Raw genomic sequence first — 25,885 nt, 5'->3', positions numbered from 1 at the left:
TGCAGCTCCTTTCGGAAATAGAAGTACAAGGCTCCCTCGTCCCCGCGGATGGTCGGCCGCGGCCCGAGAGGCGGACAGAGCCCCGTCTACGCCTTTCCCTGGGGTCCTTCGGAGGACGGGGCCCCCGTGAAGTGAAAGACCACGATCGCGAGGGGCGGAAGGGTGAGGGGGAGCGAGCAGGGCAGGTTGTGGCAGGGGATCGTCTCCGCCTCCATCCCCCCCTTGTTGCCCATGCCGCTTCCGCCGTAGACGGTCGCGTCGCTGTTCAGGACCTCGCGCCAAAAGCCGCCGCAGGGGACCCCCACGCGGTAGCCCTCGCGGGGTACCGGCGTGAAGTTCGCTGCGCAGAGAACGTATTCGTCCCTGCGCTCGCCCATGCGCAGCCAGGCGATGACGCTCTGCTGCCAGTCGGTGCAGTCCACCCAGCGGAAGCCCGCCGGGCTGAAGTCCCGCTCATGGAGCGGGGGGTACTGCTTCAGCGCGCCGTTCAGGTCGCGCACCCACTGCTGGATGCCGCGAAACTCCGGCTTGTCCAGGAGGTGCCACTCAAGCGCCGCGTCGTTGTTCCACTCCAGCCCCTGCCCCAGCTCGCAGCCCATGAAGAGCAGTTTCTTGCCGGGGTGCGTCCACATGTAGCCGTAGAGCAGGCGCAGGTTCGCCCGCTTCTGCCACCAGTCGCCCGACATCTTGTTCATGAGGGAGCGCTTGCCGTGCACCACCTCGTCGTGGGACAGGGGCAGCATGAAGTTCTCGGAGAAGGCGTACCAGATGCTGAAGGTCAGCTGGTTTTGGTGCCAGGCGCGGTAGACGCTCTCCAGGCTCATGTAGTCCAGGGTGTCGTGCATCCAGCCCATGTTCCACTTCATGCCAAACCCCAGCCCGCCCAGGAACACGGGCCGCGTGACCATGGGCCAGTCCGTGGACTCCTCCGCGATGGTCTGGACGTCGTGGAACCTCCCGTAGAGCTCGCGGTTCAGGTCCTGGAGCAGGGAGATGGCCTCCAGGTTCTCGCGCCCGCCGTAGACGTTGGGCGTCCACTGCCCCTCCTTGCGGGAGTAGTCCAGGTACAGCATGGAGGCTACGGCGTCGATGCGCAGCGCGTCCGCGTGGTACTGGTCGATCCAGAAGGCGGCGCTTGAGATGAGGTAGCTGCGCACCTCGTTGCGGCCGTAGTTGAAGATGTAGCTGCCCCAGTCGGGGTGGTAGCCCTTGCGCGGGTCCTCGTGCTCGTAGAGCGCCGTGCCGTCGTAACGGGCCAGGCCGAAGTCGTCGGTCGGGAAGTGGCTGGGCACCCAGTCCAGGATCACGGCAATGCCGCTGCGGTGCAGGGCGTCCACCAAGGCCATGAAGTCCTCCGGCGTCCCGTAGCGGCTCGTCGGGGCGAAGAAGCCCAGCATCTGATACCCCCAGGAGCCATAGAAGGGGTGTTCCATCACGGGCAGGAACTCCACGGCCGTGAAGCCCATGTCCGTGCAGTAGGCGGGGAGCTCCTCCGCCATCTCGCGGTAGGAGAGGGAGAGTCCGTTGTCCCAGTGGCGCCGCCAGGAGCCCAGGTGGACCTCGTAGACGGACCAGGGGGCGGAGAGGGAGAGGTTCTTCGGCCGGGCCCGCATCCAGTCGCCGTCGCCCCATTCGTACTCCGGCCAGTGGACGACGGAGGAGGTTCGGGGCGGCACCTCGAAGGAGCGCGCGAAGGGGTCCATCTTGTCCTTCTCCTCGCCGCGGCTGTTCCTGAGGTGGAACTTGTAGAGGTCCCACCTCTTGAGGCCGGGGATGAAGCCCTCCCAGATGCCGCTCCCGTCCCAGCGGGGGGAGAGCGGGTGGGCGCCGGGGGTCCAGCCGTTGAAGCTGCCCACCACGCTGACCTCCTGGGCGTTGGGCGCCCACACGGAGAACGCCACGCCCTCCGTCCCGTCCTTGTCCGCAAACCTCTGGGCTCCCATCTTGTTGTAGAGGCTGTAGTGGGTCCCCTGCTTGAACAGGAAGATGTCGTAGTCGGTCAGGGGGGAAACACCGTAACGCACTGCGTTTTGCTGTTTCATGGCCGTCTCCTTCCTCGTTTTCGGACAGCTGACAGCGGCCTGCGGAGGAACAGCTGTGCCACAGACCTTCTCTTAAATCCCGCTGGGAACGGCCTTGCGTTAAATCAACCCATAGTGGGACAGGCGCCGCTTCACCTCGTCCCGTCCCAGGTGGACGGCCACGTCGAAGATGCCGGGGCTGACCTTCATGCCCGTCAGCGCCCAGCGCAGGGGCATGGCGTAGTCCTTCATCTTCACGTTTCGCTCGGCGGTCCAGCTCCGCGCAAAGGCCTCGAGGCCCGCGGGCGTCCAGTCGGACAGGCTCGTCATGGCGGCGAAGAACTCCTTCAGCAGCCCCCGCTCGTCCGCCGTGAGGGCACTGCCGTCCCAGCGGGCCTTCACCGGCTCGAAGGACAGGAAGTAGTCCGTGAACTCCGCCATCTCCCTGGCCGTGCGGCCACGACCCTCCATCAGGGTGAGGGCCTCCGCCAGCCACTCGTCGCCGTGCTCCTTCACCGGCAGCCCCATGGCCTCCCAGAAGGGGCGCACCATGGCGAGGCGCGTCATGGGGTCCAGCCGCTTCAGGTGCTCCTGATTGATGAAGTTCAGCTTGTCCACGTCCAGCACCGCGGGCTTGCGGGTGACGCGCGACAGCTCGAAGAGGTCCGCGGCCTCCTGGCGCGTGAAGATCTCGTGGTCGTCGCCGGCGAACCAGCCCAGGAGCGCCAGGAAGTTGAACACGGAGTCCGGCATGTACCCCAGGTCCCGATACTCGTAGACGCTCGTGGCTCCCAGCCGTTTGCTCAGCTTCTTCTTGTCCTTGCCCAGGATCATGGGCAGGTGGGCGAAGCGCGGCGTCTCCCAGCCCAGGGCGCGGTAGATGAGGATTTGCTTCGGCGTGTTGGAGATGTGGTCCTCGCCCCGGATGACGTGGGTGATGGCCATCAAGTGGTCGTCCACCACGACGGCGTAATTGTAGGTGGGCATTCCGTCGCTCTTGATGAGGACGATGTCCTTGAGCTTTTCGCTGTCCTTCTCCTTCAGTCCGTCGCTCATGCTCTCGATGCGCCCGTAGACGCAGTCGTCGAAGGACAGGTCCTGTCCCGGCTCCACCTTGAAGACGATGGCCTCCCCGTCGCGGTAGGCCCTGCCCTCGTCCAGCAGTTGCCGGGCGTACTGCCGGTACAGGTCCAGTCGCTCGGACTGGCGGTAAGGGCCGTAGTCGCCGCCCCTGTCCGGGCCCTCGTCCCAGTCCAGCCCCAGCCACCTCATGCCGGACATGATGGTCTCCTCGTACTCCTTGGTCGAGCGGACCCGGTCCGTGTCCTCGACGCGCAGGATGAAGCGTCCCCCCGTGTGGCGGGCCCACAGCCAGTTGAACAGGGCGGTGTGTCCGCCCCCGATGTGCAGGGCCCCCGTTGGACTGGGCGCAAAGCGCACCCGCACGTTTTTGTTCTCCGTCATGATCCTTCCTCCAATGTCCACAGCGTGGATTCGGCACGGCCGACCCGGCGGCGCTCGTGGCCGGATGCGGCGGATATCCTCTATAATGGTATCTCAAAAGATTATAGCGCAAGTGGGGAAGGGCCGTGAAGCCCCCGACGGGAGAGGGCCGATCCCCGAAAGCGCTTTGGACGGAGGGCTCTGGGGTTCGATGCACGACAGCATAGGCGACAGGATAGACGAGAGGATCGACAAGGGGCGGGACAGGCTCCTGATCGTGGATGGGCACGGCCTGGCGTACCGGGCCTTTTACGCCATGGAGCGTCAGGAGCTCAGTGCGCCGGACGGAACGCCGACGGGCGTGCTCACGGGCTTCATGAACATGCTGTTCTTCGCCGAGGAGAGGGTGAAGCCCCGCGCCGTGGCCGTGGCCTTCGACGCGCCGGGCCCCACCTTCCGCCACGAGATGCTGCCCCAGTACAAGGCCACGCGCAAGCCAAGCCCGGAGGAGTTCAAGGCCCAGGTGCCCCTGCTTCAGGAGCTGCTGCGCCTCATGGGGTACCCCCTGCTGATCCAAAGCGGCGTGGAGGCGGACGACGTCATGGCCTCCCTGGCCCTGAGGGCGACGGAGAAGGGGTGGCAGGCGGTGCTCCTTTCCTCGGACAAGGACCTGATGCAGGTTCTGGGGCCGGGAGTCCTGATCATGCGGCCCCTCAAGAGCGGCGTCTCGTCGGCCGAGATATACAGCGCCGCCGACTTCGAGGCGGAGAAGGGATTCTCCCCCTCCTCCGTGCCGGACTACCTGGCCCTGCTGGGCGACAAGGCGGACAACGTGCCGGGGGTGGCCGGCATCGGCGAGAAGACCGCCGGGGAGCTGATCTCCCGATGGACAACGCTGGAGGCGGTCTTCGACGGGCTGAGCGAGGTCCGGCCCGCCGTGCGAAAGAAGCTCGAGGCCTCCGGCCTAGAGGCAGCCCAGCGGTCCCGCGACCTCATCCGCCTGCGCCTCGACGTTCCCCTGGACCTCGATCGGTGCCTCAGTGCCCCTGCGGACCCCGCCGCCGCGCTGGCGCTCACGGAGCGCCTGGCGCTGCGGAAGGTGGCCCGCCACATCATGGCGGGGCCGGGCCCGGCAGTTCCTGCGACGGGGCCGGAGGTCCGGTTCGTGCCCCTGGCGGAGCTGGCGGAGGCCTGTTGTACCCAGGGGCCGTCCGTCCTGGCCATGGCCCCCCTGCAGGACGGGCGGGTGCAGGTCGCCGCGGAGGACGGCAGGGCCGCGGACGGCTCCGGGGAGGAGGCGCTGGCCCTCCTGGAGCGGGTGCGGCCGGCGGAGCTCCTGCTGTACGACGGCAAGGCGATGGCCGCGCGCGGCCTGACGGTCCCGGAGGCCGGAGCGTGGGACCTGCGGACGGCGCACTACCTGCTGCACCCGGACGTCGCCGAGAAGACGTTCCCGTCGCTGATTGCGGAGGGGGAGGCGCCAGCCCCCGCGCTCTTCCGGCTGCGGCAGGGGCTGGACGCGGCCATGACCCGGCACCAGGGGCTGCGCGACGTGATGGAGGGGATCGACCTGCCCCTCATCCCGGTCCTGCTCAGGATGGAGCGCTGGGGCGTGCGCCTGGACCCCTCCCGCTTCGCCGCGCTTCAGGAGGAGCTGGCGGCTCGGATCCGCGCCATCGAGGCCCAGGTGGAGGACATGGCGGGGACGGCCGTCAACCTGAACTCGCCGAAGCAGGTGGCGGACCTCCTCTTCGTCCAGCTGGGCTTCGCGCCGGAGGGGAAGACCAAGGGGAAGACGGGCTTCTCCACCGGCGCGGCCGTGTTGGAGCACCTGGCCCGGCTGCCCGGAGGCGAGGTGCCCGCCCTGCTGCTGGAGCACCGGGAGCTCTCGAAGATGCAGAGCGGCTTCGTGGTGCCGCTTCAGAAGGCGGCGGAGGAGGGGGAGGGCGTCATCCACACCACCTTCGAGCCCGCCCTCACGGGCACGGGACGCCTCAGCAGCCGGGACCCCAACCTGCAGAACATCCCCGCCTTCGGCCAGTGGGCGGAACGCATCAAGCAGGGCCTCGTCCCCGTGCGGGAGGGAAACGTGTTCGTGGCCGCGGACTACTCCCAGATCGAGCTGCGCGTCCTGGCGCACATGTCCAGAGAGCCCCGCCTCGTCGAGGCCTTCCGGAACGGGAGGGACATCCACCGGGAGACGGCCTCCTGGGTCTTCTCCATGGCCCCGGAGTTCGTGACGCCGGAGCTGCGGCGCGTGGCGAAGATGATCAACTTCGGCCTGCTCTACGGGATGAGCGCCTTCGGCCTGGCGGAACGGCTGGACATGCCCCGCGGAGAGGCCTCCATGATCGTGAAGCGCTACTTCGAGGCGCTGCCCGGCGTGCAGAGCTTTCTGAAGGACATCGTGAAGGAGGCCCACGCGGCCGGCTTCGCCCGCACGCTGGCGGGGCGGATACGGCCCGTGGACGAGGTGACCGCGCAGGGCCGGGGAGGGCTGGACCGGGTGCTGGTGAACACCCCCATCCAGGGCACGGCGGCGGACATCGCCCGCAAGGCCATGGTGGACTTCGACCGCGCGTTCCGCCACGACGGGGAGGTGCGCCTCTTCCTTCAGGTCCACGACTCGCTGGTCTGCGAGTGCCCCGCCGCCAGGGCGGAGGAGGTGGGGCATTCGCTCCGGGAGATCATGATGAACGCCGCCACCCTCTCCCTGCCCCTCGAGGTGCAGCTGAAGACGGGAAGCTCCCTGGCGGAGGCGTAGGGCCCTCCCCTGCCGGATTGGGGGGCCTTCACGCCCAACACCCCCTTCGGGAAGCCTTCCGGCAGCCGTTCGCTGACGCTCACGAGCCGTCAGTCCCAGCCCCTGCGGGACCAAAACAACCCCTCAGTCTCGCCCTTGCGGGCTCGCCAGCTCCCCTTCCAGGGGAGCCTGAAAAACGGCACCTCTTCTTTTTGCCTCCCCTGAAAGGGGAGGTGGTTCGCACCAGCGAACCGGAGGGGTCGTCTTCATACCCAACGACAACCCATCATGCAAAGGGCCAACAACCCCTCAGTCTCGCCCCTGCGGGGCTCGCCAGCTCCCCTTCCAGGGGAGCCTAATAAACCGGGGACCAACAACGCGCCTCTTCTTTTCGCCTCCCCTGCAAGGGGAGGTGTTCGCGTCAGCAAACCGGAGGGGCATCCTCTGAAGTCGGTTCAGTTTCCGGCACCGCTGCGTTTAGATCGACAGTCTAGTCCTGGTTCCCCGCACCCGATCCGGAGCGCAGCAGCTTCCATGCGATCGTGGAGAGCAGCACCGCCCCCAGGAGCAGGAGGCCCCACACCAGCCGACGCTGCCATTCGCCGTCCGGACGGTTGCGTTCGGCCCGCAGGCCCCCTCCCGCCGGATTGGGGTCCACGGGCGCGCCGACCTTCGCCTCCACGGCGCCGCTCGGCCGCACGTCCTGAAGCAGGTGCGGGCTCTGCAGCGCCAGGTCTTTTCGGGCGCTGCCGTAGGCCAGTATCCACGGAGCCCGGCCCTGGGCCAGAAAGTACAGGGTGCCAGAATGCCACCCCACCTTCAGCCGGGGCGGCGCCGCGGAAAAGTCCCGATCGAAGTCCAGACGCCAGTAGCGGTCTTCACGCCGGCCAACGCTCATGGCGGCGTTCGTCCGGAGGGTCCCCGCCTCGCGCACCCTGAAGAGCACCGCCGATCCGGCGGCACGCCACGGCGTCCCCGGGTCGGGGCGGGAGGAGCAACGCGCCCCATACAACCCCGGCTCTTGCAAAACGAAGTCGAGCTGCGTGACGGGGAACGCCCCTCCGAGGTCGTACTCCACCGCCCGGTGGTCCGGGGTTACCACGCCGTCGAACTCAGCGCTCCCGTCCTCAGATGCCCTTCGCTGCAGCAAACGGGAACAGCGCACCTCCGCGAGCGCGAAGGTCGGGTCCACGCCGCGCACCCTCAACAGAAGGTAGCGGCCCGGATGCCGGGGCAGCTCGATCTCGCTTCTGTCGAGGCGCGCGTCTCCCCTGCGGAGTCGGAGCAGGGGTATGTCGGAACACACCGCGTTCCAGTCCCGCAGGTTTTCGCTCCGGAGGACGTCGGCCTTTACGTTCAGTTCCGCCTCCCCGGAGGTCTGGAGGTTCAGCCGGTACGAGTTCGGGGCCCCGCCCGGTGCGATGGCGGCCAGGTCCAGGAGGTAGCTTCGGACGGCCCCGCCATCGTACGGGCGCCGTTCCCGAAGCTCGACGATGCGGCCGTCCGCATCGACCCGGACGGAGATGTCCGCGGGCAAAGCCTTCTCCGCACCCCCTCCGTCCTCTCGAGGGAGCTCGAAGAACGGCACGGGCGCCTCGACGCGCGTCGGAGGCGCTCCGGAGTCCGCGGCCTCCGAGACCACGACGAAGGGGACGACCTCTCCGGTCGAGTCGAAGACGGCAAGGTCGCAGTTCTGAGACTGAACCAGCCCGCGGTAGACCTCCTGGGGAATGGAGACTCTGCAGAGCGCTCCGTCAAGCTCCTGCCCCGTCAACGCGTTCGCATGAACGAAATCTTCCAGCGAAACCGGCTTTTTCGGGCTCGCGCCCCAGGCCCCGCAGGGCAGCAGAACGGTCAGCACCAGCAGGAACGCCGCCGCCCAGGGCGCCGGTCCCTTGCTCCTGACCACGGCCCTCACTCCTTCCCCCGGTCTGCAGCCGTCTCCCTTGGGGGCAGCGGCGCAGCCCAGCCGATCAGCAGAAACAGACCTCCCAGCACCAGAAAGGCAAAGATGCGGGTCAGGGTGGCGCTGCGGCTCAGATCGACGATCAACAGCTTGACCATGTCCGCGGCCAGCAGCCCCGCGCCCGCACGCCAGAGCGAACGGCTTCTCAATCGCTTCCCCTGAAGGATCCCCGCGAGGCCCAGGACGCCCCACAAGATAGCGATGATCCCCTGACAGTGCGACGTCCTCAGCGCCATCCAGATCGAGGAAAAGGCCTCGTCCGAGTACCACCACGCCGCCCGCGCGGCGACCTGGTTGACCCAGACGAACAGGAACCCGAAGAACCCCTGCCGCAGGGGATGGGACGGACGGGCGTCCTTGACGAAGGAACAGCGGAACCAGAGGACGCAGGACAGGATGAAGGTCGCCTGCCACAGTTCGAGGGGGTTCAACAGGGGGACGAACAGCCCGCCGACGGCGGTCCCCTTCCACTTGAAGCTGTCGACGAAAGCGGGCAGTTGCAGCAGCAGGGGAAGCGCTGTGGCAAAGGCCAGGGATTTGGGGCTCCCCGCGAAGGCCGAGCGCTCCCGCGCCCGCGACACGTGGAGCAACAGCGCCACCAGGGGCAGGAGCGAGAGCAGCTGCGCCCAGTCCCCTCCCCAGCGGAGCCCCCATCGCCCCAGGGCCATGTCGGCCAGCCTCAGCCCCACGAGGATTGCGGCGAAGTGGAAGATTTCGATGCCTCGAAAGCCGGCCTTCGTTTGATACAACAGGCGAAGCGACGGCCCGATCGTCGCCGCGTAGACGATGGCGCTCGCCGTAAGGCTGCGCCCGATGCCGAAGAAGTCCAGGGTCACGGGGCGCAGGACGAAAGGCAGCGTCTCGAAGACCCAAAGGATGCCGGCGATCAGCGGGCCGAACAGGAGGAGTTGGGCCGCACGCCAGTCGAGGCGCAGGGAGGCCCAACAGGCGGCCAGGGCGGTCAGGCAGACGACCGGGAAGGCCGAGAGCCAGGGGAGCCCGATGCGAGGCACCTGGTCGCCCATGGTCCCCCACCACCACAGGGCCCCGGCGCCCGTCAGCACCCAGGATAAGACGACGCAGGCCGAGTCCACGTTTGAGCGGAGAAATTCCGACGCCTGGCGTTCCCATCGGGTTCCATGGGGGAGGTCTTCCCCTCGCAGCCGGAAGCGCGTGATCCAGAAGCCGCTGCACCAGAGGGCGGCAGCGAACAGGACGCCGCTGGCGAGGATCGGACTCAGCACCGAATCGACCGTCAGGTCAATCCGCGCCAGTTCGGGGGCGTAGAGGCAGAGGGCCCCGACCTGCAGGAAAATTCCGCCCAGCAGGGCTTTCAGGCTTCCGTAACGACAGGCTGCGACGACCAGGAACGCCCCTTCGGCCGCCCACACGGCGGACGAGAGCACGCGCTCGAAGGCGTAAGGGAGGACGAGGTTCGAGAACAGGATGCTCAGCGCGGCAAAGAGGCGCCAGACCACGGGCTGATACCGCTCCCCTCTTTGGCGCAGCCAGACCCCTAAGATCAGGTACCACACCCCAAGCCCCAGGCAGGTCGAGGCCGTGCCGTAGGCGAGGTGTCCCGCTGCGTGGGACTGCAGGAAGAAGAAGACGAAGGGGACGAGGACGGTCAGGGGCATATCGGCGTCGTAGCGCGACGCTTCGGCGGCATCGGGGGACTCTCCCCCGGCACGGCGCATCGCGAAGCGAAGCGTGATCAACGTGTAGGTTGCGAGGAAGGCCAACAGGAAGGGCTCCACTGCAGAGAAGAGATCGGGCCTCCAGTTGCGCTGGCCCCAGAACAGGGCGATGCCGGCGGTGAGGAGGAAGCCCATCCGGTTCAGGAGGCGCCAGCGGCGTCGGAACGCGATGGCCAGGATCTCGAAGTTCAACAGCGTGCAGATGGAGAAGAGCGTTACGGGACTGCGGGCTCCCACCTGAAGCAGGTGGGGGGCGGCGAAGCCGCCGAGGACCGCAAAGAGCGCCAGGGGCTCGTAGTCCTGCACCAGCGCCAGGACGACGGTGACGACGGAGAGGAAGATCATCGCCCCAACGGCCGGTCCCTCCGGCAGGATGGGCACATTGGTGGAGGCCGAATGGAGTTTCGCGGCAGCCAGCACGACGAGGTAGAGCACGCCCATGCCGCCTCCCTGGAGGACCAGAGCGTAGGCACGACGCCGCAGCCGCATACGAAATCCGAAGGCCACCATCAGGAGGCCCGTGACGGCGGCGCCCGCCAGGCGCATCTCCAGGGTCAGCAGACCGAGGTGAACCGCGTAGCTGAAGAGCAGGCCGAACCCCACGAGGAAGAGGAGCACGCCTGTGCAGACCCAGATGTTCCCCTCGGCGATCAGCCAGGTGATGAGGCGGGACCATGCGGCGGCGACGGAGCCGGGTTGGCGGGACAACGAGACATCGTCGTTGGGGCCGTCGGGGTTGTCAGGGTGGAAGGCTGCTGCGGCGGCAACGGGAAGTTCCTCGACGGTGGGCTCCTCAGGCGTCTCCCGGAGGGATTCCGAAGGCTCCGGCGCCTCGAGGGAGACTTCGGGTACCTTCGGCAGGTCGAGGTCAATGGGCGCTTCTCCCACGGGAAGCTCGACAGGGGGCGGCGCTTCCGGCAGAGGAGGTGCCAGCGGCAGCTCCTCGGACAGGAGGTCGGCAGAGGGCTGCACCTCGGATAGAGGCGTGACGGAGGGCTGTTCCTTCGACGCCTCTCGCGGAATCGGGCCCTGCCGCATCGCGTCGATCGCCTTCTCCAGCGCCGTGATGCGGCGGCTCAGACGCTCCGTGGCGTCGCCCACCTTTCCCAGGATCAGAAGCGGCGACAGGATCAGCCAGAAGATCGCAAACACCAGGAGAACCAGCATTGCTCTGAACCTCGCTTTCCTTAATTTTTTAGTTCCTTAATTTTTTATGGAAGCGCTGATTAACCTTGAAAAGTTGTTGGAAGCAATCAAGGAGCATCCGTAAGGGTATCCTTCAGCGCTTCCATAAAATTCTAACATGGGGCTACGCCCCCTTTCGGGGAGCCTTCCAGATGCTGTTCGCTAATGCTCACAGACCCGTCAGTCTCAATCCTCATGTGCTTCGCACGGCCTGATGAAGTTTCAGGCACTAAAAGGAAAACATATGATTGACAGAGCTCTCGGTTAGATTCATCACCTTCTATATTTAGGTATAAGAAAAACCCGCCACGGTAGGCAGGTTAATGGTGGAAGCCTTTATAGTTTTTTGCTATCAATATTAAATCCAGCGGCACACAATTCTTTGAATAGATTTAATTTTCCATCTTCGACGTTATCTCTGAATGAAATATACATAAGACCGTTAATATCGGATGGCTTTTCCATGTTTTCTTGATCCTTTATCAGAATAGCAACCTTACTCCTACCTAATTTAGCCAAAAGCATACCTAACTCCAAAACAACATTTTGTCGAGCGCGATATCGTTTTTCACCAGGCTTATTGGTAGGATGCCCCTCATCATCTGGTGTAGTAAGAACTATGGCATAATGTGCTTGCTGTGTATAATTTTCCAGCTTTTCAATTATAGTTTGTCCCTCTGATGGAAGCTGGTCGAGAATAAGTGGTTCAATGTCCCACCGTCGCAACATAGCTTCTAATTGTGTCCGTGCAGTTGTGTCATGGCCATATACAACAAATACTTCGCGCGACGGTGCTATTGGTGTTGTTTGTGCAGTTCCCGTAGCGTCCCACAAAATCTTTTCGATTCGCGGTTTGTTTTTGCCCTGTACCGAAAAAGTACCCTTGTTAAAAATATTAACGATTTCACCAGTTTTAAAACGTAACTGGTCGCCGGTCCCATTAGTTAACCTTTTTTGCTCTTCTAACATCAATCCCTGAGCTTTCAAAATCTCTAATGCTTCATCTGTTTTCATCAAAAGCCACCTCCTCAAACCGTTTTTACTATAAAAACTACCTTTTGTCAATGTTTGTGTCATTGATCAGTGATAATGTCACCCCATGCCGCGGCAGGCAGGTCTTTTGGTAATACTTGGGTATGAAGCAGGAGCGAGTAGCATTGTCACAAAAAGAGATCAAGCGCATCAAGATCATGGAGCTGCTGGTCAACGAGAAGATGACCAACCAGGAAGCTGCAGAGTCCCTGAGCCTCTGTCGGAGGCAGAGCATCAGGCTCAGGAAAAAGTACACGACCCAGTATAGTGGACTCCAAATAGGGGGCCAGAGGGAGCGTTAGAGTTAATATAGGTCATATTATGAAAAGGGGCGAAAGATAGAGAGTAACGATCAGAGTTGATAGAGTCATGGGAGATAAAGGCAATCGTTATAGTCCGAGGTTGAAAGGCCGTCCGCCCCAGACAAATCGAAGTCCGTATTCACTCAGGTGCGCATCGACGAAGATACGTTCCTGAAAGGAAAAATTCTGGCGGCCGTCTACGACGAATCGTTCAACAGCCTGCTGGTGCGTGCTGTGCGCAGCGAGATCCGAACCTACGAAGCCGAGCACGGCCCCCTTCCAAAGCCTGCACGCCCGGGGCCCCGACTCACTCCAAGCGAATAGGATACGAAACAACCCCTCCGCCCCGCTCCGTTCGGCACCTCCCCTTACAGGGGCAAAACTCGTCGCCTTGAGCGACAAGGCGGCGCGCATTCCAAACTCATCGAGAGCTCGCGCACAATGCCGCAATGCTATAATGAACAGAAGCGCAGCGATCAGCCGGTGCTTTCTCGATCCGACTTTAAGTGCAAAAACAAAATTCATTCAAAGGGGTTTTCAGAATGCTGACGACGGCAACGGAAATGCTCAAGAGAGCGAGGGAGGGACGTTACGCGGTCGGGCACTTCAACATCAACAATCTGGAGTGGGCGAAGGCCGTCCTGCTGACGGCGGAAGAGTTGAGGAGCCCCGTCATCCTGGGCGTCTCCGAGGGCGCGGGAAAGTACATGACGGGCTTCGACACGGTGTCCGCGATGGTGAGGGCCATGGACAAGGGCCTGGGGATCACGGTGCCCGTCGCGCTGCACCTGGACCACGGCACCTATGAAGGGGTCTACAAGTGCATCAAGGCTGGCTTCACCTCCGTCATGTTCGACGGCTCGCACTACCCCATCGCCGAGAACCTGGAAAAGACGCGCGAGTTGGTCCACGCGGCTCACGCCCTGGGACTGTCCATCGAGGCGGAGGTGGGCACCATCGGCGGCGAGGAGGACGGCGTCCTGGGGATGGGCGAATGCGCGGACCCGGAGGAGTGCCGCATCATCGCGGAACTTGGGGTCGACATGCTGGCCGCAGGGATTGGGAACATACACGGCAAGTACCCCGACAACTGGCAGGGGCTCTCCTTCGAGACGCTCGACGCCATACAGAAGAGGACCGGCGCCCTCCCCTTGGTGCTGCACGGCGGATCGGGCATCCCCGCGGCCATGATCCAGGAGGCCATCTCCCTGGGCGTCTCCAAGATCAACGTCAACACGGAGTGCCAGGTCGCCTTTGCGGAAGCCACCCGAAAGTACATCGAGTCGGGCAAGGACCAGCAGGGCAAGGGCTTCGATCCCCGAAAGCTCCTGGCCCCCGGCATGGACGCCATCAGGGCGACGGTCAAGGAGAAGATGGAGCTCTTCGGCTCGGTCAACCGCGCGTAGAGCGGGGTCATTTTGCCAGAGGGTTTCCGTGGAGGTCGTCGTGCTGGATTACCCCAGCCCCTACGGGTGCCCCTCTTGCAGGGGTCAATTTGTGGGCATAAAAAAGGGCGGAGGAAGCTGACGTATGTCAGCTTCCTCCGCCTTTAAATCAGTTTTCTGGCAGCGACCTACTCTCCCGTGTGTACCCCACACAGTACCATCAGCGCTTGCAGGCTTAACTTCCGGGTTCGACATGGGTCCGGGTGTTCCCCTGCCGCCATGGCCACCAGAAAACAATTCTTTACCCTGCATATACCAACAACCAAAATAGAAAACATCAATGATTTGGAGTGCAAAGTTTCGACGTATTAGTACCGGTCAGCTCAACGCCTCTCAACGCTTACACTTCCGGCCTATCTACCCGCTCGTCTTGCGGACGTCTTATCTCTTATAGAGTCAGGTATCTCATCTTGGAGGGGGCTTCCCACTTAGATGCTTTCAGCGGTTATCCCGGCCGAACATAGCTACCCGGCTTTTGCAGCTGGCGCCACAACCGATACACTAGCGGTTCGTCCATTCCGGTCCTCTCGTACTAGGAACAGCTCTCCTCAAATACCTTACGCCCATGGTGGATAGGGACCGAACTGTCTCACGACGTTCTAAACCCAGCTCACGTACCGCTTTAATGGGCGAACAGACCAACCCTTGGGACCTGCTTCAGCCCCAGGATGCGATGAGCCGACATCGAGGTGCCAAACCACGCCGTCGATTGGAACTCTCGGGCGAGATCAGCCTGTTATCCCCAGGGTAGCTTTTATCCGTTGAGCGATGGCCCTTCCATTCGGCACCACCGGATCACTAGCACCAACTTTCGTTCCTGTTCGACACGTCCGTCTCACAGTCAAGCCACCTTATACGCTTACGCTCTCATAGGGCGGTTTCCATTCGCCCTGAGGTGACCTTTGCGCGCCTCCGTTACTCTTTGGGAGGCGACCGCCCCAGTCAAACTGCCCGCCTAGCAATGTCCCCGCGCGTGTTTCAACGCCTCCGGGTTAGAATTTCATCATACAAAGGGTGGTATCCCAACGGCGGCTCAAATGGAACCAAAATCCCACTCTCAATGCCTCCCACCTATCCTGTGCATCGTAGGACAAAATTCAATACTAAGTTACAGTAAAGCTCCATGGGGTCTTTCCGTCCCACCACGGGTACCTGGCGTCTTTACCAGGACCACAATTTCACCGGGCCTACCGTCGAGACAGCGCACAGATCGTTACACCTTTCGTGCAGGTCGGAACTTACCCGACAAGGAATTTCGCTACCTTAGGACCGTTATAGTTACGGCCGCCGTTTACTGGGGCTTCATTTCAGAGCTTCGCACATCACTGTACTAACCCCTCCATTTAACCTTCCAGCACCGGGCAGGTGTCAGACCCTATACTTCGGCTTGCGCCTTATGCAGAGTCCTGTGTTTTTAGTAAACAGTCGCCTGTGCCTGGTTTCTGCGACCACCCTCAGCTTGCACCAAGCGTGGCACCCCTTCTCCCTAAGTTACGGGGTCAATTTGCAGAGTTCCTTAACGATAGTTCTCCCGCTCACCTTAGCCTCCTCAGCCAGTCCACCTGTGTCGGTTTCGGGTACGGGCGCTATGAGTTCTCCTTAGAAGCTTTTCCTGGCAGCCTGGCTTCAATACCTTCGCTCACCTCGCGGCTCGCTCCCCATCAGGTCTAACCTTTAACAAGGGGGATTTACCTCCCTCGTCAGGCCGCTCCCTTAGACCGGGATCCATCACCCGGCGCACCTAGCCTCCTGCGTCACTCCATCGTCGTAACGAACTCATCGCGGGACAGGATTAGCAACCTGTTGTCCATCAGCTACGCCTTTCGGCCTGACCTTAGGTCCCGCCTTACCCTGGGCGGATCAACCTTCCCCAGGAACCCTTGGACTTCCGGTGAGTGTGATTCTCACACACTTCGCGTTACTCATGCCGGCATTCTCTCTTGTATGCAGTCCACACGTCCTTCCGGGCGTACTTCACCCCGCATACAACGCTCCCCTACCGATTCGACTCCTTAAAGTCAATCTCCAGGCTTCGGTGTCATGCTTAGCCCCCAGTATTTTCGGCGCAACAATCCTCGACCAGTGAGCTATTACGCACTCTTTAAAGGATGGCTGCTTCTGAGCCAACCTCCTGGCTGTCCGGGCATCGTCACATCCTTGCCACACTTAGCATGTCTTTGGGACCTTAGCCGTGGATCTGGGCTCTTTCCCTCTCGACCACGAAACTTCTCTCCCGCAGTCTCACTCCGGAACTCTTAAGTAGCGGTATTCGCAGTTTGATTGAATTTGGTACGGTTACAACCGCCCGCGTCCATTCAGTGCTCTACCCCCGCCACTAAACATTCCGGGCTGCACCCAAATGCATTTCGGGGAGAACCAGCTATCACCCAACTCGATTAGCTTTTCACTCCTATCCACACCTCATCCGAGACTTTTTCAACAGGCTTCGGTTCGGTCCTCCACCCCGCTTCACCGGAGCTTCAACCTGGACATGGATAGATCGTCGGGCTTCGGGTCTATTATGCAAAACTAAGCGCCCTATTCAGACTCGGTTTCCCTCCGGCTCCGGAGCTCCTGCTCCTTAACCTCGCTATGCACAATAACTCGCCGGCTCATTTTACAAAAGGCATACCGTCACACACCCGTACACCCGAAGACGTACGTCATGCTCCGATCGCTTGTAAGCATACGAATTCAGGTCTCTTTCACTCCCCGCCAGGGGTGCTTTTCACCTTTCCCTCTCGGTACTCTTCGCTATCGGTCATCTGACATGTTTAGCCTTGGACCATGGTCGGCCCGAATTCAACCGGAATTCCTCGTGCTCCGGCCTACTCAGGGTCCGTGCTCAGACAGGCTCAATCCTTTCGCTTACGGGGCTCTCACCCTCTCAGGCTGGCTTTCCCAACACCATTCAACTAGACTTGAACTTGGTAACTGTCCGAGGGCTCTGCAGTGCCCTCCAGCACGTCCCTATTACACCGCCCTGCGCAACGCCTGCAGGCTTACACGCAGTCGGTTTAGGCTCTTCCCCGTTCGCTCACCACTACTTAGGGTATCTCTTCGATTTCTTCTCTATCCGGCTACTGAGATGTTTCACTTCGCCGACTTCGCCCCCGCTCTTGCGGGTCCCTGGCCTGCGCCAGGGGGGTTCCCCCATTCGGACACCTCCGGATCAACGATCGCTTGCCTCTCCCCGGAGCATTTCGCCGCTAGCCGCGTCCTTCTTCGCTGTCAGATGCCTTGGCATCCTTCGTATGCCCTTAGTCCTTTGCTCTCCAATTCATCTTTGCCTTCTATTTCGTTGTCAATATACACAGGGAAAACTACGGGCAAGATATCGAGGCTCGGCAATCAGCGCCAAACCCTTTAAAAGCACTCCTCGGTTTAAAACCATTAAGACTCGTGTCAGCTGGACTTGTCCAACTCACCTGGTCTCCTTAGAAAGGAGGTGATCCAGCCGCACGTTCCCGTACGGCTACCTTGTTACGACTTCACCCCCCTCACCAGACACACCTTCGACGGCTCCTCCCTTTCGGTTAGGCCACCGGCTTCGGGTACACCCGGCTCGGGTGGTGTGACGGGCGGTGTGTACAAGGCCCGGGAACGGATTCACCGCAGCTTGGCTGATCTGCGATTACTAGCGATTCCAACTTCATGAAGTCGAATTGCAGACTTCAATCCGAACTGAGAGCGGCTTTATGGGATCCGCTTCACCTCGCAGTGTCGCTTCCCTCTGTACCGCCCATTGTAGCACGTGTGTCGCCCTGGACATATGGGCCATGATGACTTGACGTCATCCCCACCTTCCTCCATCTTGTCGATGGCAGTCCTGCCAGAGTGCCCGGCCTAACCGCTGGCAACTGGCCGCAGGGGTTGCGCTCGTTGCGGGACTTAACCCAACATCTCACGACACGAGCTGACGACAGCCATGCAGCACCTGTGTATGCTCGTACCCGAAAGTACGTCGTCGCCCTTTCAGACTCCTACCACATACATGTCAAACCCAGGTAAGGTTCTTCGGTTTGCATCGAATTAAACCACGTGCTCCACCGCTTGTGCGGGCCCCCGTCAATTCCTTTGAGTTTCAATCTTGCGACCGTACTCCCCAGGCGGAATGCTTATCGCGTTAACTGCGGCACACCAACATCTCTGCTCGCACACCTAGCATTCATCGTTTACAGCCAGGACTACCGGGGTATCTAATCCCGTTTGCTACCCTGGCTTTCGCACCTCAGCGTCAGTTACTGGCCAGCAAGTCGCCTTCGCCACCGATGTTCTTCCCAATATCTACGCATTTCACCGCTACACTGGGAATTCCACTTGCCTCTCCAGCACTCCAGTCATCCAGTTTCAACTGCTAAACACGGTTAAGCCGCATCCTTTTACAGCTGACTTGAATCACAGCCTGCGTGCCCTTTACGCCCAGTAATTCCGGACAACGCTCGCCCCCTACGTATTACCGCGGCTGCTGGCACGTAGTTAGCCGGGGCTTATTCATGTGGTACCGTCACTTCCTTCTTCCCACATAAAAGAACTTTACAACCCTAAGGCCTTCATCGTTCACGCGGCGTCGCTGGGTCAGGATTCCTCCCATTGCCCAATATTCCCCACTGCTGCCTCCCGTAGGAGTCTGGACCGTATCTCAGTTCCAGTGTGGCCGTTCACCCTCTCAGGCCGGCTACCCGTCGTCGCCTTGGTGAGCCGTTACCTCACCAACTAGCTGATAGGGCACGAGCACCTCCTCCAGCGCATCTCTGCTTTAACCTCTCGGCCTATGGGGTATTAGCGTCCGCTTCCAGACGTTGTCCCCCACTGAAGGACAGCTTCTCATGTTGTACTCACCCGTCCGCTACTCCGTATGCCATTCCGTGTTACCACTTCATGACACCGTCGTCCAACTTGCATGTGTTACGCACGCCGCCAGCGTTCATCCTGAGCCAGGATCAAACTCTCAGTAGAAACTACTGCGAATCGACCGACTCGTACTTCAAAAAGCTCAGCAAAAGCCTCAGGTCACCCCTCAGCCCTCGCTTCACCTCAATATCTCACCCGTAATTCCGTTGTCAAGGTGCAAAACCCATTTCAAAACCGGATCGCTCACTCAGAGCTCGGATATATTACACCAAAAAATCCCTCTTGTAAAGCCCCCTATTGTGAATTTTGCGTTTTCCCTTAAAAACCCTTCGCGCATCCGCCTAAAGGCTCCTGACCCTCGCCGTCAACGCATCCACGCTCTCCGGCGTCGTGGCCCAGCTGGTGCAGAAGCGCACCGCACTTCTGTCCTCGTCCATCCGCTGCCACCGCTCGAAGGAGAACTCCCCCTTCAAACGCTCGATCTGACGCTCCGTCAGGATGGGGAACTGCTGGTTCGTTGGGGAGTCGATGAACAGGGGGAAGCCCCTCTCCAAAAAGGCGGCACGGATGCGCATGGCCTGCTCGTTGGCGTGCCGGGCGATCTCGAAGTAGAGGCCGTCCTCAAAGAGCGTCTCGAACTGGATGCCCAGGAGCCTGCCCTTGGCCAACATGCCGCCCTGCTGCTTGACGAGCGTGCGGAAGTCCTTCAGGCGGCCCGGACGCGACCGCACCACCGCCTCGCCGAAGAGCGCCCCCACCTTCGTCCCGCCGATGTAGAAGACGTCGCACAGGCGTGCGACGTCCTGAATCGTGACGTCCGTCCCCTGGGCCGTCACGCCGTAGCCCAGACGGGCGCCGTCCAGGAAGAGCGGCAGGCCGTAGTCCGTACACACCGCGCGCAATTCCTCGAGCTGCTCCCTGGTGTAGAGCGTGCCGTACTCCGACGGGTGGGAGACGTACACCATGCCGGGCTGAACCCTGTGCTCACGCGTCTCGTCGTCGTAGAAGTCCTTCAGGTACTGCCGGACGGTCCCCGCGTCCAGGAGGCCACACTTGCCCTGGAGCGAAAGCACCTTGTGCCCCGTGCTCTCGATGGCGCCCGCCTCGTGGACGTTGATGTGCCCGCTCTCGACGCAGAGGACCCCCTGACACGGTCTGAGGAGCGCCTTGATGACCGTCGTGTTCGTCTGGGTCCCGCCCACGAGGAAATGGACCTCCGCGTCCGGGACGCCCACAGCCTTCTGAATCAGCGCCATTGCGCGCTGGCAATGAGGGTCCGCGCCATAGCCCGAGGTCTGCTCCAGGTTCGTCTCCGTCATTCGCGCCAGGATGCGCGGATGGCATCCCTCCTGATAATCGCACTCGAATCGAAACACTCGAAACCGCCCCCTCGAAACGATGATCTACTTTATTATATTTATAGCGGCCTCTGAAGCGGCGCGCAAGGGGCGACCGGCGGGGAGTTTTCCGAAAAGATCGAAAAACGGGCGGCCGCGGCTTTACTTTTTTCCGCCTTTTCTCTATCCTGTTTCCTGTGGACCGCCCCTTTGGACCCTTTTGGAAGAGAAGGGCGCCGCACGACAACGAAAGGCGAGGACAGGTGAAGACAATGTCCCAATCATACGGAATCATCCTCACGGGGGGGAGCGGCACGCGCCTCTGGCCGCGCTCCCGCGAGGACCTGCCGAAGCAGTTTCTGGCCCTCTGCGGCCCCGGAACGCTCCTGCAGGACACCCTGAGGCGGATGCTGAACGTCGTCCCCATCAATCGGATGCGCGCCGTGACGGGCGCTCAGTGGGAGGCCCTGGTGGCGCACCAGGCGCGCGAGGTCGTCCCCCTGACGCCGGACTTCATCGTGCAGGAGCCCATGGCCCGCGGAACGGCGCCGGCCGTCCTCCTGGGGATCGAAGCGCTGCGGGAGGCGGGGGCCGGGGATGAGGACGTGGTGATCGTCGCGCCCAGCGACCACATCGTGCAGGAGCCCGCCGCCTTCTCCCGCGCCCTCGAGCTGGCGGTGCAGGCGGCACGGGAGGGGTTCATGGCGACGCTGGGGGTCGTCCCCAGCCACCCGGAGACGGGGTTCGGCTACATCCGGAAGGGGGCGGCCCACGGCGCCTGGTTCGAGGCGGAGGCCTTCGTGGAGAAGCCCGACCTGCCCACGGCGGAGACCTACGTCAAGAGCGGGGACTACCTCTGGAACAGCGGCGTGTTCGCGTTCGCCCTGGGGACCCTGGCCCATGAGATGGGCCGCACGGCGCCGGACCTGGCAGCCCAGGCTGGCCGGGGGACCGCGTTTCTGCGCGAGGCGTTCCCCCACCTGCCCTCCATCTCCTTTGACTGCGCCGTCATGGAGCGGGCGGGGCGCGTGGCGGTGACGCCCCTGGACGCGGGGTGGTCCGACGTGGGGTCCTGGGACGCCCTGCACGACGTGCTGGAGCGCGACGATCAGGACAACGCCGTCGTGGGGGACGTGACGCTGCGGGGCGCGCGAAACTGCCTCGTGGACTCCCGCAGCCGGCTGACGGTGCTGAACGGCGTGGAGGACCTGGTGGTGGTGGACTCGCCGGACGCGCTCTTCGTCACTCGACGGGGGGCCTCCCAGGAGGTGCGCGCCGTCGTGAAGGAGCTGAAGGGCCGCGGACGGCGCGAGGTCAGCCAGATCTCGGAGAGCAGCCGCCCCTGGGGGAACTACCGCGTGCTGCACGAGGACGAGCGGCACCGGGTCAAGCGCAGCGTCGTGATGCCCGGCAGGTCCGTCCCCCTCCAAACCCACCGCCACAGCACCGAGCGTTGGATCGTCCTCCGCGGGACGGCCAGGGCTACCCTCGATGGTACGGAGAGCTTTCTCTGCGAGGGCATGGAGCTCTTCATCCCCAGAAACGTCCCCCACGGCCTCGAGAACTGCGGCTGCATCGACCTTGAACTCATCGTCGTGCAGGACGGCGAATACCTTGGACCCGACGATGCGTGAGGCGGGAGCGCCCGAAGCGCGAGCCGAATATGCGTAATCCTGACGTTTGCCCTTCCGCAGGCCGGATGCTAGAATGGCCCCGTCATCTCAAACGGGACGTCCGTTCGCGGAGGCCTGTGTTCTCTAGATTTTAGGAGGGATTTTTCTATGATCTTGAAAAAGTCTTCGTTCCTGTGCGCGGCGATGCTCCTCTTCGTGCTGGCCGTCGGGTCCGTGTCCTTCGCGGCTCAGAAGCCCGCTGCCACCGTGCCCGTCGAGGGCGTGGGCGTCATCGACATCGACGAGGTCGTCAACAAGCACCCCGGCATGGCGAACGCGAGGCAGCAGGCGGCCAACCTCTCGCGCCAGAAGGAGAACGAGGCCAAGGCGGCTGCGGACAAGGAGAGCGATCAGGCCAAAAAGGCCCAGATCATCCAGCAGAAGCGCATGGAGCTCGTCAAGGAGCAGCAGGCGCTCATGGACCCCATCTATCGCGAGTGCCAGCAGGCCGCACGGGACGTTGCCGCAAAGCAGAACCTGACCCTCGTCCTCAACAAGTCCATCGTCCTCATCGGCGGCACGGACATCACGCAGGACGTCATTCAGCAACTGGCGAAGGTTGCCGCCACAAAGAAATAAGGACACCTCCTCACGCACAAAGCGGCGGGCCCTGAACCTCAGGGCCCGCCGCTTTTTTATTGCCAAATCGCCCCGACGGCCGGGGAACTCGCTCAAACGGCGGTCTTACACTATAATAAAAACGGCGCAGAGAGAGCAGCACGCGCTTCGCTCCAACGCGCTTCTCTTTATGACTTTTCATAATTTTTGAAGGGAGAGCTGCTGAAGATGCGGGACAAAAAGGCCTTGATCCTCATGGCGACGCTATGGCTCGCGCTGTTCGGCGCCGTCGCTCCGGAGAGGGCACCTGCGGCGGAGTCCCCGAACTGGATGTGGACCGTCTTCGTGGTTCCGCCTCAGGGCGGCTGGGAGACCGAGGCGGGAAGGTCGATCCTGACGGTGCTGGCGTGGCATGAGGCCAACATCGCGGACAGCGGCAGGGGCATCGGCGGACACGACGTCCACTTCGTCCCCGTGGCCGAGGCGGGCGAGGCCTCGGACGTGCGGCTGCCCCTCGACGAGCGGACCGCGGCGGTGATGAGCTTTGCCGTCCCGGAGGTGGACCGCGGGCTGATCCAGCGCCTGGGGGGCCAGAAGGTGCCGCTCCTCCTGGCGGGAGGCGAGGAGCTCCTCATCGACAAGGACGGCCGGCCCCTGCCGAACGTCTTCGCGCTCGACATGTTCCGGGACTACCGCTGCGCCGCCTTCGCCAACTTCGCCGCGCAGACGCTCCACCGCAAAGCCCACGTGGCCCTGGCGGCCAGCCGGTTTACCGTCGATCAGGAGCGCGAGGCGAAGATCGCCTATTCCCTTCTGGACCTGGCGGGCTTCATGCCCATGCCCTTCTGGATGGACGCCTCGGTGAGCGACAGCTTCTCCATGGTGGCGCAGGAGATTCGGAGCGTCTCCAACGGCGTGCTGATCGCCTTCATCGGAGGCATGGGAGCGCGGGAGATGTGGCGGGGGTTCATGCGCACCGAGACCCCATGGCAGCTCTGGAACTGCGCCGCGCCGGAGCCGCTCTACCTCTCCTGCAAGGGGATGCTCTTCGCGGACCAGAACCTGTTCCTGTCCGAGCGGGGCGGCTTCAGCACCCTGAAGCGGCAGCTGTGGGACACGCGCGCCATGCAGGTCAAGGACCTGGTGCCCGCAGGCCGCGCCAACGCGCTGGCGGAGTGGCTGACGAGGGGGATCAGGGCCCTGCCCCAGCCCGTGGACCGGCTGGACCGGGACGCGCTGCTCACCGCGCTGGGCCGGGTTCGCGGCATCCCCTTCGGCGCCCAGACCCTCGACGTCACCCCGTCGCTGCACCGTCCCGTCAGCCGCCAGGTCTACATCGCGGAGGTACGCGACCGCCGCTTCATCCTGAAGGACACCCTGATGACGGACGCCCTGCCCTACGTGCCGTCCTACTGAACCGGTCGTCCGTGTGCTACAATACTCTGAGCCGGCCTGCCGCTTCAGACAGGGCGGCAGTGTCGTTATCCCCCGCCAGGGGGGACAACGGAGGTTCCGTAGCGGAGGTGGCGAAACGGCAGACGCACCAGACTTAGGATCTGGCGCCTTCGGGCGTAGGGGTTCAAGTCCCCTCCTCCGCACCAGTTCATGGTCATGAGCCGGCAACTAAAAGAGCCCTGCGCCCCTGCCTGGGCAGGGACTGAGGGGTGTCGCGACGATGGAAACGCACAAGGTCAAGGGAGAACGCTTTTTTATTAAGGTTCTGAATACCCCGCAAACTATCGGAAAACCCAAAAAACTGTACGCCTCGCTTCCCCCGGCAGGGACGAGGAAGCAATGATCTCGCTCCTCTGTCCCTGCTATAACGAGGAGGCGGTCCTTCCCCTGTTCTTTGAACGGATTACCTCCGTCATGGAAGGAATCGGGCAGGACTTCGAGATCGTCTGCGTCAACGACGGCAGCCGCGACGGGACGCTCGACCTCCTCAGGGAACAGGCGGAGGCGGATGAGCGCGTCAAGGTGGTTGACCTCTCCCGAAACTTCGGCAAGGAAGCCGCCCTGACGGCGGCGCTGGATCACTCTACGGGCGACGCGGTGGTGCCGATCGACGCCGACCTTCAGGACCCGCCGGAGCTGATCGGCGTCATGCTTGAAAAGTGGCGCGAGGGGTACGAGGTCGTCCTGGCTCATCGTTCCAACCGTTCCTCGGATTCATGGCTGAAGCGGGTGACCGCCCGAATGTTCTACAAGGTTCACAACAGGATATCCCAACCGGAGCTGCCCGAAAACGTGGGGGACTTCCGGCTGATGGACCGCAGGGTGGTGGACGCCCTGGGGGGCCTCCGGGAGACGCACCGCTTCATGAAGGGGCTCTTTGCCTGGGTCGGGTTCAAGACCTGCATCGTCGATTACGTCCGGAAGCCCCGCGCTGCCGGTAAGACGAAGTTCAACGGCTGGCGGCTTTGGAAGCTTGCCGTCGAGGGCATCACCTCCTTCAGCACCTTCCCCCTGACCGTGTGGTTCTACCTCGGAAGCCTCACGGCGTTCGGCGCCTTTGCTTACGGCCTCTACATCGTCCTGCGGACCCTGATCTGGGGAATCGAGGTGCCGGGTTACGCCTCGCTGCTCTGTCTGATCCTCTTCTTCGGAGGTCTTCAGCTGCTGGGCATCGGTATCCTGGGCGAGTACCTCGGCAGGGCCTACATGGAGAGCAAGAAAAGGCCCGTCTACGTGGTGCGCGAGGTCTATTGCAGAAAAGGAGGATAAGGGGATGCAGCACAGGGCCTTTGAAAAGATGCTGGAAACTCAGGACACACATTGGTGGTTTAAGGGCAAGAGGAGGATATTGAACAAGATTATCGAGAAAAGGGTTTTTACCGGAGAGCCCTGCGATATTCTTGAGATAGGTTGCGGGACGGGAAGTAACTTGCCCATGCTTGCCCGTTTTGGAAACGTCGTGGGGCTCGAGCTTGACGATTACGCACGCAAGGTAATCCCTCCCCTTCCAGGCGTTTCCATCGCAAAAGGTTGGCTTCCCGATGGTTTGGAGGCTGTACGGGGAAGGCAATTTGACCTCGTCTGCCTCTTTGACGTCCTAGAACATATCGAGCACGACGGAGAAGCGCTGTCCGTCCTCAAAAAGCTCATACGACCTGATGGGAAGCTGTTGCTGACGGTCCCCGCTTATCAATGGATGTTCGGCCCCCACGACAGGGATCTGGGGCACTACCGCCGATACACGCGCCCCAAACTTCGGGCCCTCTGCGTGCAACAGGGTTATACGGTTTCATACACAGGCTACATCAACTCCTTATTGTTCCCTTTCATGGCGGTGTCGCGCATTGCAGGACGTCTTATGGGCGGGGCAAGAACCGTCCAGCTCGAGACGAGCGTTCCTCCGTTTAAACTCAATGAATTGCTATACACCATCTTCTCGGCAGAATCGTTCTGGATACCCAATATCTCCCTTCCTTTCGGGGGTTCCGTGGTCCTGTTGTGTGAGGGGCGAAAACCCTAACCCTTTCCCTGCGGCAGGACCTCATACCAATTCGCGTTTAATATGGATTGCCTCCCCTGAAAGGGGAGGTGTCGCCAAGGGCGGCGGAGGGGTTCAGCCAGACGACACGACGACCGGCCTCACGCAAGCCGATCTTTCGGGAGGATTGCGGCGG

At 62.3% G+C, this 25,885-nt stretch carries 15 protein-coding genes, 1 tRNA gene and 3 rRNA genes; 10 read left to right on the top strand and 9 right to left on the bottom strand.

The features are described from left to right. Positions 1-86 precede the first annotated feature (86 nt). The gene (gene glgB, locus ACK28C_RS05185; protein ID WP_015556796.1) at positions 87-2,042 is read right to left on the bottom strand and encodes a 1,4-alpha-glucan branching protein GlgB; all 1,956 of its coding nucleotides are present in this window, start codon (positions 2,040-2,042) and stop codon (positions 87-89) included. A gap of 99 nt (positions 2,043-2,141) precedes the next feature. Then, complete coding sequence (gene gltX, locus ACK28C_RS05180; protein ID WP_015556795.1) at positions 2,142-3,485, bottom strand: glutamate--tRNA ligase; 1,344 nt, start codon at positions 3,483-3,485, stop codon at positions 2,142-2,144. A gap of 190 nt (positions 3,486-3,675) precedes the next feature. On the opposite strand from gltX, the gene ACK28C_RS05175 reads away from it, so the two are divergent. Continuing rightward, positions 3,676-6,228, top strand: a complete 2,553-nt coding sequence (locus ACK28C_RS05175; RefSeq protein ID WP_015556794.1) for a DNA polymerase — start codon at positions 3,676-3,678, stop codon at positions 6,226-6,228. 469 nt (positions 6,229-6,697) lie between these two features. Here the strand turns inward: ACK28C_RS05175 and ACK28C_RS05170 are convergent, their stop codons facing one another. From ACK28C_RS05170 to ACK28C_RS05160, 3 genes are all read right to left on the bottom strand, one after another. Further along, positions 6,698-8,116: a DUF3999 family protein gene (locus tag ACK28C_RS05170; RefSeq protein WP_208873476.1), complete on the bottom strand. Its 1,419-nt coding sequence runs from the start codon at positions 8,114-8,116 to the stop codon at positions 6,698-6,700. A 5-nt stretch (positions 8,117-8,121) separates the two neighbouring features. Further along, positions 8,122-11,037: a DUF2339 domain-containing protein gene (locus ACK28C_RS05165; protein ID WP_015556793.1), complete on the bottom strand. Its 2,916-nt coding sequence runs from the start codon at positions 11,035-11,037 to the stop codon at positions 8,122-8,124. A 354-nt stretch (positions 11,038-11,391) separates the two neighbouring features. Beyond that, the gene (locus ACK28C_RS05160; protein WP_208873474.1) at positions 11,392-12,069 is read right to left on the bottom strand and encodes a TIR domain-containing protein; all 678 of its coding nucleotides are present in this window, start codon (positions 12,067-12,069) and stop codon (positions 11,392-11,394) included. Positions 12,070-12,185: 116 nt separating this feature from the next. Between ACK28C_RS05160 and ACK28C_RS05155 the strand changes: the two genes are divergently transcribed. The 3 genes from ACK28C_RS05155 (at position 12,186) to fba (ending at position 13,795) form a co-directional block, all read left to right on the top strand. Then, on the top strand, positions 12,186-12,389 hold the full coding sequence (locus ACK28C_RS05155) for a hypothetical protein (RefSeq protein WP_409152556.1): 204 nt from the start codon (positions 12,186-12,188) through the stop codon (positions 12,387-12,389). Between the two features lie 147 nt (positions 12,390-12,536). Then, the gene (locus ACK28C_RS05150; RefSeq protein ID WP_208873469.1) at positions 12,537-12,713 is read left to right on the top strand and encodes a hypothetical protein; all 177 of its coding nucleotides are present in this window, start codon (positions 12,537-12,539) and stop codon (positions 12,711-12,713) included. A gap of 218 nt (positions 12,714-12,931) precedes the next feature. Further along, positions 12,932-13,795, top strand: a complete 864-nt coding sequence (gene fba / locus ACK28C_RS05145; protein ID WP_409152555.1) for a class II fructose-1,6-bisphosphate aldolase — start codon at positions 12,932-12,934, stop codon at positions 13,793-13,795. Positions 13,796-13,949: 154 nt separating this feature from the next. Here fba and rrf read toward each other — a convergent pair. The 4 genes from rrf to ACK28C_RS05125 form a co-directional block, all read right to left on the bottom strand. Beyond that, positions 13,950-14,065 (bottom strand): 5S ribosomal RNA (rrf, locus tag ACK28C_RS05140). Between the two features lie 57 nt (positions 14,066-14,122). Beyond that, positions 14,123-17,108 (bottom strand): 23S ribosomal RNA (locus ACK28C_RS05135). A 167-nt stretch (positions 17,109-17,275) separates the two neighbouring features. Continuing rightward, positions 17,276-18,793 (bottom strand): 16S ribosomal RNA (locus ACK28C_RS05130). The 16S, 23S and 5S rRNA genes sit together here, the layout of an rRNA operon. A gap of 236 nt (positions 18,794-19,029) precedes the next feature. Then, complete coding sequence (locus tag ACK28C_RS05125; protein WP_208873465.1) at positions 19,030-20,064, bottom strand: low specificity L-threonine aldolase; 1,035 nt, start codon at positions 20,062-20,064, stop codon at positions 19,030-19,032. A 233-nt stretch (positions 20,065-20,297) separates the two neighbouring features. On the opposite strand from ACK28C_RS05125, the gene ACK28C_RS05120 reads away from it, so the two are divergent. The 6 genes from ACK28C_RS05120 (at position 20,298) to ACK28C_RS05095 (ending at position 25,731) form a co-directional block, all read left to right on the top strand. Beyond that, positions 20,298-21,659: a mannose-1-phosphate guanylyltransferase/mannose-6-phosphate isomerase gene (locus ACK28C_RS05120; RefSeq protein ID WP_409152554.1), complete on the top strand. Its 1,362-nt coding sequence runs from the start codon at positions 20,298-20,300 to the stop codon at positions 21,657-21,659. Positions 21,660-21,806: 147 nt separating this feature from the next. Continuing rightward, positions 21,807-22,277 (top strand): OmpH family outer membrane protein, encoded by a 471-nt coding sequence (locus ACK28C_RS05115; protein WP_015556791.1) that lies wholly within the window; start codon positions 21,807-21,809, stop codon positions 22,275-22,277. Positions 22,278-22,484: 207 nt separating this feature from the next. Further along, positions 22,485-23,672: a hypothetical protein gene (locus ACK28C_RS05110; RefSeq protein ID WP_015556790.1), complete on the top strand. Its 1,188-nt coding sequence runs from the start codon at positions 22,485-22,487 to the stop codon at positions 23,670-23,672. Between the two features lie 101 nt (positions 23,673-23,773). Then, positions 23,774-23,857, top strand: a tRNA-Leu gene (locus ACK28C_RS05105). Between the two features lie 193 nt (positions 23,858-24,050). Then, a complete protein-coding gene (locus ACK28C_RS05100) occupies positions 24,051-24,980 on the top strand; it encodes a glycosyltransferase family 2 protein (protein ID WP_015556789.1) in 930 nt (309 codons plus the stop codon). A 4-nt stretch (positions 24,981-24,984) separates the two neighbouring features. Next, the gene (locus ACK28C_RS05095) at positions 24,985-25,731 is read left to right on the top strand and encodes a bifunctional 2-polyprenyl-6-hydroxyphenol methylase/3-demethylubiquinol 3-O-methyltransferase UbiG (protein ID WP_015556788.1); all 747 of its coding nucleotides are present in this window, start codon (positions 24,985-24,987) and stop codon (positions 25,729-25,731) included. The last annotated feature ends 154 nt before the right edge of the window (positions 25,732-25,885 follow it).

It is taken from the genome of Fretibacterium fastidiosum (genome assembly GCF_964642095.1).
Taxonomy (GTDB): Bacteria; Synergistota; Synergistia; order Synergistales; family Aminobacteriaceae; genus Fretibacterium; species Fretibacterium fastidiosum.
Note: the sequence above shows the minus strand (reverse complement) of the source record. Positions and strands in the feature narration are given on the sequence as shown.

Bases quoted from the DNA above. Each gene is read 5' to 3' on its own strand.
- glgB (WP_015556796.1), bottom strand. From the start codon at position 2,042: ATGAAACAGCAAAACGCAGTGCGTTACGGTGTTTCCCCCCTGACCGAC.
- gltX (WP_015556795.1), bottom strand. From the start codon at position 3,485: ATGACGGAGAACAAAAACGTGCGGGTGCGCTTTGCGCCCAGTCCAACG.
- ACK28C_RS05175 (WP_015556794.1), top strand. From the start codon at position 3,676: ATGCACGACAGCATAGGCGACAGGATAGACGAGAGGATCGACAAGGGG.
- ACK28C_RS05165 (WP_015556793.1), bottom strand. From the start codon at position 11,037: ATGCTGGTTCTCCTGGTGTTTGCGATCTTCTGGCTGATCCTGTCGCCG.
- ACK28C_RS05160 (WP_208873474.1), bottom strand. From the start codon at position 12,069: ATGAAAACAGATGAAGCATTAGAGATTTTGAAAGCTCAGGGATTGATG.
- fba (WP_409152555.1), top strand. From the start codon at position 12,932: ATGCTGACGACGGCAACGGAAATGCTCAAGAGAGCGAGGGAGGGACGT.
- ACK28C_RS05120 (WP_409152554.1), top strand. From the start codon at position 20,298: ATGTCCCAATCATACGGAATCATCCTCACGGGGGGGAGCGGCACGCGC.
- ACK28C_RS05115 (WP_015556791.1), top strand. From the start codon at position 21,807: ATGATCTTGAAAAAGTCTTCGTTCCTGTGCGCGGCGATGCTCCTCTTC.
- ACK28C_RS05110 (WP_015556790.1), top strand. From the start codon at position 22,485: ATGCGGGACAAAAAGGCCTTGATCCTCATGGCGACGCTATGGCTCGCG.
- ACK28C_RS05100 (WP_015556789.1), top strand. From the start codon at position 24,051: ATGATCTCGCTCCTCTGTCCCTGCTATAACGAGGAGGCGGTCCTTCCC.
- ACK28C_RS05095 (WP_015556788.1), top strand. From the start codon at position 24,985: ATGCAGCACAGGGCCTTTGAAAAGATGCTGGAAACTCAGGACACACAT.